General features: G+C 41.1%; 13 protein-coding genes and 5 tRNA genes. 3 read left to right on the forward strand and 15 right to left on the reverse strand.

Annotated features, from left to right (window positions below):
- Positions 1-17: 17 nt before the first annotated feature.
- The 15 genes from IPP86_16060 to IPP86_16130 all read right to left on the reverse strand — a co-directional run bounded on the left by IPP86_16060 (position 18) and on the right by IPP86_16130 (position 8,591).
- The gene (locus IPP86_16060) at positions 18-545 is read right to left on the reverse strand and encodes a 50S ribosomal protein L10 (protein MBL0140018.1); all 528 of its coding nucleotides are present in this window, start codon (positions 543-545) and stop codon (positions 18-20) included.
- A gap of 40 nt (positions 546-585) precedes the next feature.
- On the reverse strand, positions 586-1,278 hold the full coding sequence (locus IPP86_16065) for a 50S ribosomal protein L1 (GenBank protein MBL0140019.1): 693 nt from the start codon (positions 1,276-1,278) through the stop codon (positions 586-588).
- Between the two features lie 134 nt (positions 1,279-1,412).
- Positions 1,413-1,850: a 50S ribosomal protein L11 gene (gene rplK / locus IPP86_16070; GenBank protein ID MBL0140020.1), complete on the reverse strand. Its 438-nt coding sequence runs from the start codon at positions 1,848-1,850 to the stop codon at positions 1,413-1,415.
- An 81-nt stretch (positions 1,851-1,931) separates the two neighbouring features.
- The gene (nusG, locus tag IPP86_16075; GenBank protein MBL0140021.1) at positions 1,932-2,495 is read right to left on the reverse strand and encodes a transcription termination/antitermination factor NusG; all 564 of its coding nucleotides are present in this window, start codon (positions 2,493-2,495) and stop codon (positions 1,932-1,934) included.
- A gap of 12 nt (positions 2,496-2,507) precedes the next feature.
- Positions 2,508-2,702, reverse strand: a complete 195-nt coding sequence (secE, locus tag IPP86_16080; GenBank protein MBL0140022.1) for a preprotein translocase subunit SecE — start codon at positions 2,700-2,702, stop codon at positions 2,508-2,510.
- Positions 2,703-2,793: 91 nt separating this feature from the next.
- A tRNA-Trp gene (locus IPP86_16085) sits at positions 2,794-2,866 on the reverse strand.
- 153 nt (positions 2,867-3,019) lie between these two features.
- Positions 3,020-4,207, reverse strand: a complete 1,188-nt coding sequence (tuf, locus tag IPP86_16090; GenBank protein MBL0140023.1) for an elongation factor Tu — start codon at positions 4,205-4,207, stop codon at positions 3,020-3,022.
- Positions 4,208-4,501: 294 nt separating this feature from the next.
- Positions 4,502-4,574 (reverse strand) — tRNA-Thr (locus IPP86_16095).
- An 84-nt stretch (positions 4,575-4,658) separates the two neighbouring features.
- Positions 4,659-4,731 (reverse strand) — tRNA-Gly (locus tag IPP86_16100).
- 89 nt (positions 4,732-4,820) lie between these two features.
- Positions 4,821-4,904: transfer RNA gene (locus tag IPP86_16105), tRNA-Tyr, on the reverse strand.
- 46 nt (positions 4,905-4,950) lie between these two features.
- Positions 4,951-5,024: transfer RNA gene (locus IPP86_16110), tRNA-Thr, on the reverse strand.
- Positions 5,025-5,203: 179 nt separating this feature from the next.
- Positions 5,204-5,371 carry a hypothetical protein gene (locus IPP86_16115; GenBank protein ID MBL0140024.1) on the reverse strand — a complete coding sequence of 56 codons (168 nt, stop codon included), beginning with the start codon at positions 5,369-5,371 and terminating at the stop codon, positions 5,204-5,206.
- 437 nt (positions 5,372-5,808) lie between these two features.
- Positions 5,809-6,810, reverse strand: a complete 1,002-nt coding sequence (gene gap / locus IPP86_16120; protein MBL0140025.1) for a type I glyceraldehyde-3-phosphate dehydrogenase — start codon at positions 6,808-6,810, stop codon at positions 5,809-5,811.
- Between the two features lie 115 nt (positions 6,811-6,925).
- Positions 6,926-7,795 carry a lipoyl synthase gene (lipA, locus tag IPP86_16125; protein ID MBL0140026.1) on the reverse strand — a complete coding sequence of 290 codons (870 nt, stop codon included), beginning with the start codon at positions 7,793-7,795 and terminating at the stop codon, positions 6,926-6,928.
- 37 nt (positions 7,796-7,832) lie between these two features.
- Positions 7,833-8,591 carry a hypothetical protein gene (locus IPP86_16130; protein ID MBL0140027.1) on the reverse strand — a complete coding sequence of 253 codons (759 nt, stop codon included), beginning with the start codon at positions 8,589-8,591 and terminating at the stop codon, positions 7,833-7,835.
- 229 nt (positions 8,592-8,820) lie between these two features.
- Between IPP86_16130 and IPP86_16135 the strand changes: the two genes are divergently transcribed.
- From IPP86_16135 to IPP86_16145, 3 genes are all read left to right on the forward strand, one after another.
- Complete coding sequence (locus tag IPP86_16135; protein MBL0140028.1) at positions 8,821-9,228, forward strand: OsmC family protein; 408 nt, start codon at positions 8,821-8,823, stop codon at positions 9,226-9,228.
- 435 nt (positions 9,229-9,663) lie between these two features.
- The gene (gene ung, locus IPP86_16140; protein MBL0140029.1) at positions 9,664-10,338 is read left to right on the forward strand and encodes a uracil-DNA glycosylase; all 675 of its coding nucleotides are present in this window, start codon (positions 9,664-9,666) and stop codon (positions 10,336-10,338) included.
- A gap of 259 nt (positions 10,339-10,597) precedes the next feature.
- Positions 10,598-12,229: a BamA/TamA family outer membrane protein gene (locus IPP86_16145; GenBank protein MBL0140030.1), complete on the forward strand. Its 1,632-nt coding sequence runs from the start codon at positions 10,598-10,600 to the stop codon at positions 12,227-12,229.
- Positions 12,230-12,358: the final 129 nt, after the last annotated feature.

The raw sequence follows: 12,358 nt of genomic DNA on the forward strand, positions 1-12,358 counted from the left end.
CAACAGAGTACAGCAGCTTATGCAGCCCGTTCTGAGAGTGTTTTAATAATTCCTGCAAGTTTGCCACCGCCTGACTGAAGGCCGGAGATAACATTGCGTGCAGGAGATTGTAACAAGGCAATAATATCAGCCACCAATTCATTTTTGGATTTGATGGTTGCAAGGGTATCGAGTTGATTGTCTCCGAGGAAAACAGCTGTATCGATCCAGGCTCCTTTCAGCAGAGGTTTTTCGTTCCCGCCTTTGCGGAATTCTTTGATAAGTTTTGCAGGGACATTTCCTGTTTCACTGAACATCAGAGCGCTGGTACCTTTGAGAGACACGAAAATTCCTTCATAGGAAGCCGCATCTTTCTTTTCCATTGCCTTTTGAATCAATGAATTCTTGGCTACAAGCATCTTCACCCCTTTGTTGAAACACAAGCGACGCAATTGAGTTGTTTTAGCAACAGTCAACGCGGATGTGTCCGTGATGTAGACATTTGGATATTTGTTGAGGAGTTCCGCGATCTCGCCAATGATCACGTCCTTTTCTTCTCTTTTCATGATGGATTAACGTTTGAGGTTTAACCGGAAATGTTCCGGATTACGATAAGGTTTTCGTATCGACTTGAACCGATGGGCTCATCGTACTGGACAGGTATACACTCTTCATGTAAGTGCCTTTAGCGGATGATGGCTTCAGTTTAATGATCGTGTGAAGCAATTCATTCGCGTTTTCAGCAATCTTCTTCGCATCGAAAGAAACTTTTCCGATGGATGCGTGGATACTGCCTTGCTTATCGACTTTGAAGTCGATCTTACCGGCTTTCACTTCGTTTACTGCCTTCGCGATATCAGTCGTAACAGTACCTGTTTTCGGGTTCGGCATAAGGTTTCTGGGACCGAGGATTTTACCGAGTTTACCAACTTTACCCATAACACTGGGCATAGTGATTACAACGTCGATGTCTGTCCATCCCTGCTCAATCTTCTGAATGTACTCATCCAGTCCAACATAATCCGCTCCGGCTTCTTTCGCCTCAGCTTCTTTATCGGGTGTACAAAGTACAAGAACCTTCTTGGTTTTACCGGTTCCGTGGGGAAGCGTCACGACACCGCGAACCATTTGGTTTGCTTTCCGGGGATCTACACCCAGACGGATACTAAGATCCACTGATGCATCAAATTTTGTGGTAGTGATTTCCTTCACAATTTTTGACGCTTCAGTCAAATTGTAAGCCTTGCTTTGATCCACTTTGGCCAAAGCTTGCTTTCTCTTTTTACTGATTTTTGCCATTGAAATTTAAGTTTTGAAGTGCTGACGGGTTTGATGGGATCTCCCCCTCCTTCTGTTATAATCTCGATTATCAAGTTCCTGATTTCTCAGGAGATCTTTTCTAACGGATGAAATGATTGTATCTGCTAAATCTATCAGAACGGACGATCACCTTCTACAGTGATACCCATGCTGCGTGCAGTACCGGCAACCATACTCATTGCTGATTCAATTGTAAAACAGTTCAGGTCAGGCATTTTAATTTCAGCAATCTGACGCACCTGATCCCAGTTTACAGTACCAACCTTATTACGGTTTGGCTCTTTTGATCCGCTTTTCAATTTCGCAAAATCAAGCAACTGCACAGCTGCAGGAGGAGTCTTGATAACGAAATCAAAAGATTTATCTGTATAAACTGTGATGATAACAGGTAATACTTTTCCTGGCTGATCCTGCGTACGAGCGTTGAACTGCTTGCAGAATTCCATGATGTTGACACCCTTCGCACCGAGGGCCGGTCCAATCGGAGGTGCAGGATTTGCCGCTCCGCCTTTAACCTGAAGTTTAATGTATGTGCTTATCTCTTTTGCCATGGCTCTTTGTTGTTTTGTAACCGGAGAACGTTCCGCTTTGCGAGTGGAAGCTCACGCTGCGCTGGAACAATTCCGATTCATTTACTCTTTTTCTACTTGCATATAATTCAACTCAAGCGGTGTTTTTCTTCCGAAAATTTTCACCATTACTTTGAGCTTTTTCTTTTCTTCATTGATTTCTTCAATCACTCCGCTGAAACTATTGAACGGACCATCGATCACTTTCACAGTTTCCCCAACCACAAATGGAACACTCATGACTGCTTCACTATCCGCCAGTTCATCCATCTTGCCGAGGATTCGGTTCACTTCAGACTGACGCAAAGGAGCCGGAGCTTCACCTTTTGCTCCGAGGAAAGAAATCACCCCGGAAATATTTTCTATGATGTGAGGAATTTCTCCAACCAGGGCGGCTTCAATCAGCACATAACCCGGAAGAATATTTCTCTCTTTACTGACTTTTTTACCGTTACGGATCTGGTAGAACTTCTCCGTTGGAATCAATACCTGCGCGACATAATCGTTCAGCTTCAATCGGTTGATTTCGGATTCGATGTATTGCTTTACTTTCTTCTCCTTACCGCTGATGGCACGAACGACATACCATTTTCTCACCAGTTCTTTCTGCTGTTGTGCTTCGGACATTTCTTGGGTGATTTAGGCAATCATTTTATAGAACAGGTTCATGATGGCCTGGAAACCAAAGTCCATCACGAAGATCACGAGACCAATGATGGCTGTAGCCACCATTACCACGATCACACTACTTTGAAGCTCTTCCCATGTTGGCCAACTAACTTTGTCAACCAGTTCGGTGTAGCTTTCTTTTATATAAGCAGAGATTTTGCTCATGTTCGATTATTCGTTATGCATTAATGGTTAATCACCGCATTTGTAGCTGGTCAAATATTCAGGAAGAAAACCTGACCAGGGAACTTTATCGCACGGGTGGAGAGACTCGAACTCCCAGCCAACGGTTTTGGAGACCGCTACTCTACCAATTGAGCTACACCCGTATAGCCGACCTTGAGAAGAACTCTGCAGAATTTCGCCGAGCAAATTTTTATGCCTTTAAAAAGCATAAAAACAAGGTTTCTCTGGGTCTTGTATTGACAGGAAACAGCAGGAGATGTTACCATCACCTGCTGTCTGCCTGAAGTTCAATTGATTTATTTTACGATCTCAATTACCTGACCTGCACCAACAGTACGGCCACCTTCGCGAATCGCGAAACGCAGACCTTTGTCCATTGCCACCGGCTGAATCAATTCAACTGTGATGGTAACGTTGTCACCAGGCATTACCATTTCACGTCCTTCCGGAAGTGTGATTTCACCTGTAACATCTGTTGTACGGAGATAGAACTGAGGACGGTATTTGTTGTGGAAAGGAGTGTGACGACCACCTTCTTCTTTCTTCAATACGTAGATTTCAGCTTTGAACTGAGTGTGAGGAGTGATTGATCCCGGCTTAGCTACAACCATTCCGCGACGGATATCGTTCTTTTCGATACCACGGAGGAGCAGACCAACGTTATCACCAGCTTCACCACGGTCAAGGATTTTGCGGAACATTTCCACACCAGTAACCGTTGATTTCAAAGATTTCTCCTGCATTCCGATGATTTCAACATCATCACCAGAGTTGATAACACCACGCTCGATACGACCGGTAGCAACTGTTCCACGACCAGTGATCGAGAACACGTCTTCTACAGGCATAAGGAAAGGCTTATCAACATCACGTGGAGGAATCGGAATATATGAGTCAACCGCATCCATCAATTGCATGATAGCTTCTACCCATTTCGGATCTTTATTCAGACCACCCAAAGCAGAACCACGGATAACAGGAGTGTTTGTTCCATCAAATTCATAGAAGCTCAACAACTCACGGATTTCCATTTCAACGAGGTCAAGAAGTTCCGGATCGTCAACCATGTCCACTTTGTTCATGAATACAACGATTTTTGGAACACCAACCTGACGAGCAAGAAGGATGTGCTCACGAGTCTGTGGCATAGGACCATCAGTTGCAGCAACCACCAGGATCGCTCCATCCATCTGAGCCGCACCTGTTACCATGTTCTTTACATAGTCAGCGTGACCCGGACAGTCAACGTGTGCATAGTGACGGTTCGCCGTTGCATATTCAACGTGAGCCGTGTTAATAGTGATACCACGCTCTTTTTCTTCAGGAGCGTTATCGATTGAATCGAATGAACGTAATTCAGCAAGACCCTTACTAGCCAAAACTGTGGTAATGGCGGCAGTGAGGGTCGTTTTACCGTGGTCAACGTGACCAATTGTTCCAATGTTGACGTGAGGTTTGGAACGATCGAATTTTTCTTTTGCCATCGCAATGAGGTATTAGAGGTTAATGATTTAGAATTAAGTGAAGTGTATGTTTTATTGTCTGTCTTTTGAAGAACTGAGCGAGGGAAGCTCTTGTCAGTCTGAATAAGTCAAACAAATAATAACCAAAAATAATGGCTTTTAAGGGCCTCATCCGGGAAATTTTCATTTGTAAAATTAAAATGAAATCAAACCCGGATTAAATCAATTTTACTATGAGCCAATGCACAGAATCGGATTTGAAATCCTAATCCCTTCGGGAAGCTCTTCCCTTTCATCAGCTCCGATCCCATTATGAGCCAATGACCAGGATCGAACTGGTGACCTCATCCTTACCATGGATGTGCTCTACCAACTGAGCTACATTGGCTTGTTTGAGTTTAAAGTAATCTGCCCGATCATTGAACGCCATTCAGAATTCAAACCAAACCACTCACTTTTTACTCTGTTCAAGAGCGGAAGACGGGGCTCGAACCCGCCACCCTCAGCTTGGAAGGCTGATGCTCTACCAAATGAGCTACTTCCGCTTGTAAGGAACTGAATTTCAGCCTTTACTAACTGGAGATTTTCCTTGAGAATGCAACCAAATTTTTCCGCCAACCTCCTAAAGGTTTTTTGGTGGGGAGAGGAGGATTCGAACCTCCGAAGCTCGCGCAACGGATTTACAGTCCGTCCCATTTGGCCACTCTGGTATCTCCCCTTCTCAAGGGTTTACTAAACCAGCAATTTTAAATTCAAAGAACTCGAGCCGATGGAGGGATTCGAACCCCCGACCCACTGATTACAAATCAGTAGCTCTGGCCAACTGAGCTACATCGGCTTTTTTACTCAAATTTCAACGATTACACTACCCCTCCAAAAAGGGATTGCAAATGTAGAAAAGTGGAATGGAATTGCAAATTTTCTTGAAAAATATTTTCAATTGAAAGAAAATAGAAAAGGTTCCCCTATCGGGGAACCTTCTAATGATTTCCGGGACAAAACCAGAAAAACCAAAACTCAGGCAATCACTCTGGCAAGCGGATAACGCTTTTTCCACATTTTAAATGCAGCCATCGAATGAACTACCATCATGGTTTTATGATCGAGCTGAACTTTGATGCGTGTTGCGGCATCATGCTCAGGCTGTTTTACGATTTTGGCCTTTCTACTGGGGCGACGTACCATTTTTCTTTAGATTAAATAAATATAAGAAGATAACAAGAAACACTTCTAATATGTTTCGCAGATGAAGTTTTCAATTACTATACCATTTGCAAGTGATGGTCGCATTGGCAGAAAACCTGTGAATGGTGCGAAAAAACCATGTAGCATTTCCTGATCAAAGAAACGATTCTAACCGGATATTATTCGTTAATGTACGTTAAATTTATGATAAACTGGAGAAATAGCCCAAATCAGTCTGAATTGCAAACATTTTTATATAAAAAAATTACCTTTTCTTGGTAAAACAAGAAAAGGCAATTGAAATGTAGCATTATGCACTTTCAGATAATCAGATCAAAGAAATAGGAGAAAACAAGATTACACAAGTATATATAATTAATATTCAATTATATAACATCATAGATGTCAGGATCTTCGTGAAATTTGAAATAACTGCCTTATTGTCCGATTTTCACAACAAGCTCCGCCAAACGGTTACTATAACCCATTTCATTATCATACCATCCTACAACTTTAGCCATTGATCCAAGTACTGTCGTCAACTGAGAATCAAAAATACAAGAGGCTGGATTTCCTACGATATCAATCGATACAATAGGATCTTCAGTGTATTCCAAAATGCCTTTGAAGTATGTTTCGGAAGCTTCTTTGAAAGCAGCATTTATTTCTTCAATACTTGGATGGGCTTTTAAAATACAAGTAACATCAGTTAAGGATCCGTCCGGGGTCGGTACCCGGATTCCTGCTCCACCCAGTTTCCCTTGTAAATGTGGTAATACATCTCCCAATGCTTTCGCCGCTCCCGTTGAAGTCGGAATGATGGAAACAGCCGCTGCCCTTGCTCTTCTCAAATCCTTATGCGGAGCATCGTGAATATTCTGATCTCCTGTATAAGCATGAATAGTGGTCACAAATGCGGATTCAATTCCCCACTTCTCATCCAGTATTTTCAACATCGGTGCCGCATTATTGGTCGTGCATGAAGCATTCGACAAAATGGTATCCGTTGGCAGAATCAACTCGTCATTAACTCCCAAAACAATTGTCTTCACCGGTTCTTTTCCTTTTGCGGGAGCAGAGAGTATAACGCGTGTTGCCCCGGCCTTCAAATGCAATTCCGCTCCTGCCTTATCCGTAAAAATTCCGGTGCATTCTAATAACACATCTATTTCCAAAGATTTCCATGGGAGCTTTGCAGGATCTCTTTCTGATAAACTAAGAATTTTATATCCGTCAATGGTCAGATACTTTTCATCAAACTTAACTTCACCCGCAAATTTTCCATGGATCGAATCGTATTTGAAAAGATGCGCGAGTGTGAGGTTATCGGTTAAATCGTTAATGGCTACTAATTCTACATTCTCCTTCAACATCAGCATTCTTGCTGTCATCCTTCCAATCCTGCCAAAACCATTAATAGCAACACGCGTTTTTTTCATACAAATGTTATTTTAAAATATTTCTTTGAGAATAAGAGAATCCTTTAGATTCAATTTGATGGGAGAATGATAAATAAAACTATTGCTGGAAACCAAAATAACCGGCATCATGATTTTACAAAAGGTGCTTCTCCGCATGATAACTGGAACGAACCAATGGACCACTTTCAACAACACGAAAACCCATTTCCATTCCAGCCTTTTTGAATTCTGCAAATACATCCGGATGTACAAATTCTACTACAGGGAGATGCTCACTTGTTGGTTGAAGATACTGTCCCAATGTAAGTATCGACACATTCGATTGACGGAGATCCTGCATCGATTCAAGTACTTCTTCTTTGCTCTCTCCCAATCCCAACATGATACCTGACTTCGCAGCAATACCGGCATCACTGATTCTTTTCAATACTTCTAAACTTCTTTCGTATTTCGCCTGTACCCTCACTTGTTTGGTGAGTCTTCGTACAGTTTCAAGATTGTGAGAAATCACTTCCGGCCGAACATCCAAAACACGCTCCAGATTTTCCCATTTACCCTGGAAGTCAGGAATGAGTGTTTCAAGTGTTGTTTCCGGTGAATATTCCCTGATCTTTTGAATCGTCTCCACCCAGATCTGTGATCCGCCATCCGCCAGATCATCACGGTCGACCGAAGTAATCACACAGTGTTTTACTCCCATAAGCTTGACAGATTTTGCCACACGTAAGGGTTCAAAAGGATCCACCGCTTCCGGTCTGCCCGTTGCTACATTGCAAAAACCACAGGAACGAGTGCATACATTACCAAGAATCATAAATGTTGCTGTGCCTGCGCCCCAACATTCACCCATATTCGGACAGTTCCCGCTCTGACAAATGGTGTGGAGTTTATGATCACTCACAATTTCACGAACTTTCCTGTACTCTTCCCCTATAGGAAGTTTCACCCTGAGCCAATCCGGCTTGCGTTGCTTTGCACTTTTTGTTTCTGCTGGTAAATCCATCTTCTTTTTGATAATTCAGGAGACTGCTGTTATCGCATCACCATTTTCCACCCCACAATAAGGAGATGTAAAAATTTACGTATAAATTTTCATTCTTATTATAGGCCATGATTGGAATAGCTTTCGGGAAATAATCCACCACAACTCCTGCTTCAATAGCGGTTACCTTTTGTTGCCATCCTGCATATTCAAAAGAAAGGGCAAACTTTCCATATACACCAGGATAAACTTTCAATTCTCCAAGCCCATTGAAATAAGGTCCCGGACCATAGATATTTTCTACAGCCTGCTGCTTGGGATCATTCGGATCATACTTTCTTGTGTCGATTACTTTAACAAGAGAATCATACGGACTATCTATCAAAATTTCCAGATAGACCGGCTTAGTAATTCCAAGATCAAGTCCAGCGCAATAATTGTATCGAACTTCTACTCCACTTCTCTCTGCTTTGGAAAACAGGATATGTTGCCGGCCTACTCCACCTCTGAGTAAATACACGAAATTCAGTTTGCCATAAAAAAACGGGCGGGAATCAGGGTAGTATGGATTGGGTTGTTTGTATTGTTTGGGATGACGAATCGAAACGAAATCAAGATCTATGAGTCGTTTCTTATAACCGGTTACATGCCAGCCTCGCCGAAACGTAATTCCGAATCCGGATGAATGTACGTTCAAACCACCTTCTGCTTCATTTCTATAAAGTATGGTAACATCATCCTGTGCTACACGAAGTGAATCCTGCGCAAAAAGCTGAATGGAAAAAAGCAATCCAAGAATAAATAGATAATTCTTCATAAAGTCCGGAATACAAAACTACACAAATTCCATTAAATCCTTAGCGGAGACCACTTAAAGCTTCTTTAATTGTAATTCGCCGTTAATGTTTCTTAACAAAAGGAACAAAACTTAAACATTGGATTATCATGGAACTGTAATTTAGCTAAACTGGCAGACCCTGATTTAACACTATTAATTTCAATTTCAGAATGTCGCTGCAATCATTTTCATTGTCTATTTTCGTGACATGGAAACAGTGCATACAGTATACATCGGGGAGCTCCGTACCGAAGCTACACATGTGAAGTCGCAGGAGAAGATCATGACGGATGCTCCGCCGGATAACCAGGGAAAAGGAGAATATTTTTCTCCGACTGATTTACTTGCGGCATCCCTTGGAAGTTGCATGGCAACTTTGATGGGGATCGCTTCAAGAACTCATCAGATCAATATAGACGGAACGGAATTACGAATCACAAAAATCATGGCTTCAAATCCCCGGAGAGTGGCGGAAGTTCAGATTGATTTTGATATGCCGGATATTCAATATTCAGAAAAAGAAAAAGCGATTCTTGTAAATGCTGCGAAAACTTGTCCGGTAGCATTAAGTCTCCATCCTGACCTGAAGCAAACGATACAATTTCTTTGGAAATAATTAATCAAGGATATCTTTCGTGATTAAATACCAAGCTCTATAAATAAGAAAAGCGAACCTGGTATGGGTTCGCTGGATATTTTCCAAAAATCAGGATTAACTCCGGATTTCTTTCGTATGTTTTGGAGAACCGGAATGACCGTATGCCGGACATTTTTCATGTGATTTACACGAAGCAAACATCAGAGCAACAGCTGCAACAAGTGCAGAAACACGGAGGATCTTTTTCATGAGACGGGTTGAGTCGTTGTGGTTGGAAACGAATGTTTTCTGAAAATGTTTGATTCATTTCCAAAAATGCCTTGCAAAAATAGCTTTTTATCAAAAAAGAGCAAGCCAGAGTTTTCAACATATTAACAGGGGTCGCTTTTTATTAAAAAAAGAAGGGTTGCCAAATGAAATTAATACTATTCCTAAATTCACACCATGGCTGAAATTAACCCAAAAATTGAAGAAAGCTGGAAATTAAGGCTTTCTGATCAATTTAAGCAACCTTATTTTGGTAAACTCATCGAATTTCTCAAAGAAGAGAAAAAAAAGGGCGAAAGCATCTTTCCTCCTGGAACAAAAATTTTTTCCGCTTTTGAGCACACACCATTTAACAAGGTAAAAGTGGTTATTCTTGGACAAGACCCATATCATGGTCCGGGACAGGCACACGGACTTTCATTTTCTGTACCTCAGGGAGTCGGATTACCTCCTTCCCTTCTCAATATTTTCAAAGAATTAAAAAACGATTTAGGTATTCCTATTCCCAAAACCGGTAATCTTGAGAAATGGGCAGATCAGGGTGTATTATTACTGAATGCGACACTCACTGTTCGTGAGAGTCAGCCCGGTTCACATCAAAATAAAGGTTGGGAATTGTTTACGGATTCCGTCATCCGTGAAATATCTGCAACCCGTACAGGAGTTGTTTTCATTCTCTGGGGAAATTATGCAAAAGCAAAAGAAGTTCTGATTGATACCACAAAACATTTCATTCTTAAATCACCACATCCGTCTCCCTTCTCCGCAGACAGAGGGTTCTTTGGAAGCAAACCATTCTCCAGAACAAATGAAATTTTGAAAAGAGAAGGCCAGAAAGAAATCGACTGGAATCTCGAATGAAACCATCAACAGAACAATTTATTAAGACGGAATTCGTTTCATCGAAGTTCGAATTTTCTCTCTAAATAATTTTAACCGAATGCTTCCGGATTACTTCCTAGTGATATGTAAAAAGAAAAGAGGAAGAACATTTCGTTCATTGTTCCGGAAATTCCTGTTCATTTTATTTTTCTTCAAAAATCAGTTCGGGTTTTCACAAAGCACTTTTCAGATCAAGCTGAATTTAAAAGACACTGTCCAGCGAAAGGAATTTATCCGAATGGAAAAGCAATTGCTTTCTCAAAAAACATTCGTAGATTCATTAAGTATGTTGCGTGAGCTCAACAACACGCTGCTTCGTTTACAAGGAAGTGGTTTTTTAGCCGCAAGTATCGATAGTATCCATTGCAACCAAAAAGACTGCATTGCAGAATTATATCTTGGTGATTATTTCGCGTGGGCATATCTGGATAAAGGAAATGTCGAAAATGATTTGTTGAGCGGAACCGGATTCAGATCAAAGTTATTTGAAAAAAAACCATTTCGTCTGGAACAAATTCTCAAAATAGAAGAGAAGATTTTACAAAACTGCGAAAACAACGGATATCCATTTGCAAGTATAAAACTCGATAGTCTCCGGATTACAACGAATGAGATCAGTGGAAAATTAAATCTTATAAAAAATAAGGCTGTAACTGTCGACAGTGTGGTACTTAGAGGAAAAGCAACTATCGCGCCTGTTTATATTTACAGTTACATCGGAATCCGACCTGGCGATTTGTACAACGAATCCAAAATATCAAAAATCTCCAATCGAATCCGGGAATTAGCATTCGTTTCTGAAAATCGTCCCAGCCGCGTAGTATTTACAAAAACCGAAACCAAGCTGGAATTGTTTCTTGAAAATAAAAAAGCAAGTCAGTTCGACGGAGTCATCGGACTTTTGCCGGATGACGCGAAACCCGGGAAATTTACTTTCACGGGTGAAGCGCATTTGAAACTGCAAAACTCACTGAAGCGTGGAGAAATTATCGAGTTCAATTGGAAACAACTTCCGGGTAAAACACAAGATTTAAAAATTCATGGACTTTATCCCTTTCTCCTCAACACTCCTTTTGGAATCGATGGGAATCTTACTCTGTATAAGAAAGATTCAACGTATGTTGATATCACAAAAAATATTGGCATACAATACAGCTTTGCCGGGAATGATTTTCTAAAGGCATTCATAAACGATAAAGAAAGTAACCTTCAACTTACAAAGGGCCTTGAGAACCTCACCACCCTTCCTCCTTATGCTGACATTACCATTGTCACCTACGGACTCACATTTCATTTTGAAAGACTGGATTATCGTCTGAATCCAAGAAAAGGTTTACTCTTTGAACTAACCGGTAGCACCGGAAACAGAACTATTCGAAAAAACTCTTCCATCAATCCGGTTTTATACGACAGTTTGCGTTTACGAACGACAAATTACCAGGGTGAAATCAACCTCGATTATTTCATTCCACTCGGAGGAAGACATGTTCTGAACCTGGGTACAATCAGTGCATACATTTACAATCCTGAAATCTTCACGAATGAATTGTTTCGGATTGGCGGTTTAAGATCACTGCGTGGTTTTGATGAAGAATCAATTTATGCTTCCGCATTTTCCATAGGCAAACTTGAATACAGGTATTTGCTCGAACAGAATTCATTTCTCTTTGCATTTTTCAATGGAGCCTGGTATGAAAATAAAAACCGTTCCGGTTATATCTCAGATCAACCTTTCGGATTTGGTGCCGGTATTGATTTTGAAACAAAGCTTGGGATTATGTCGGTCAGTTATGCACTTGGCAAACAATTCGACAACCCGATTTATTTTCGAACCGGGAAAATTCACTTTGGAATCGTGAATTATTTTTAGTGGTTCAATTTCAAAGCTGCGAAATAGCAGATTTCCATTTTCAAAGACCACTTTTTTTTCTAATCAACTGTAATTCAGAGAATGGTCATTCGATGACCAAAGATTGGCACAATAATCCCGATTCCATCA

The organism is Bacteroidota bacterium (assembly GCA_016720935.1).
Taxonomy (GTDB): Bacteria; Bacteroidota; Bacteroidia; order AKYH767-A; family 2013-40CM-41-45; genus JADKJP01.

What these genes read in the sequence shown, in the direction of transcription:
- IPP86_16115 (MBL0140024.1), bottom strand. Translation starts at nt 5,371, where the DNA reads ATGGTACGTCGCCCCAGTAGAAAGGCCAAAATCGTAAAACAGCCTGAG.
- nusG (MBL0140021.1), bottom strand. Translation starts at nt 2,495, where the DNA reads ATGTCCGAAGCACAACAGCAGAAAGAACTGGTGAGAAAATGGTATGTC.
- lipA (MBL0140026.1), bottom strand. Translation starts at nt 7,795, where the DNA reads ATGGATTTACCAGCAGAAACAAAAAGTGCAAAGCAACGCAAGCCGGAT.
- IPP86_16145 (MBL0140030.1), top strand. Translation starts at nt 10,598, where the DNA reads ATGGAAAAGCAATTGCTTTCTCAAAAAACATTCGTAGATTCATTAAGT.
- IPP86_16065 (MBL0140019.1), bottom strand. Translation starts at nt 1,278, where the DNA reads ATGGCAAAAATCAGTAAAAAGAGAAAGCAAGCTTTGGCCAAAGTGGAT.
- gap (MBL0140025.1), bottom strand. Translation starts at nt 6,810, where the DNA reads ATGAAAAAAACGCGTGTTGCTATTAATGGTTTTGGCAGGATTGGAAGG.
- IPP86_16060 (MBL0140018.1), bottom strand. Translation starts at nt 545, where the DNA reads ATGAAAAGAGAAGAAAAGGACGTGATCATTGGCGAGATCGCGGAACTC.
- rplK (MBL0140020.1), bottom strand. Translation starts at nt 1,850, where the DNA reads ATGGCAAAAGAGATAAGCACATACATTAAACTTCAGGTTAAAGGCGGA.
- IPP86_16135 (MBL0140028.1), top strand. Translation starts at nt 8,821, where the DNA reads ATGGAAACAGTGCATACAGTATACATCGGGGAGCTCCGTACCGAAGCT.
- tuf (MBL0140023.1), bottom strand. Translation starts at nt 4,207, where the DNA reads ATGGCAAAAGAAAAATTCGATCGTTCCAAACCTCACGTCAACATTGGA.
- IPP86_16130 (MBL0140027.1), bottom strand. Translation starts at nt 8,591, where the DNA reads ATGAAGAATTATCTATTTATTCTTGGATTGCTTTTTTCCATTCAGCTT.
- secE (MBL0140022.1), bottom strand. Translation starts at nt 2,702, where the DNA reads ATGAGCAAAATCTCTGCTTATATAAAAGAAAGCTACACCGAACTGGTT.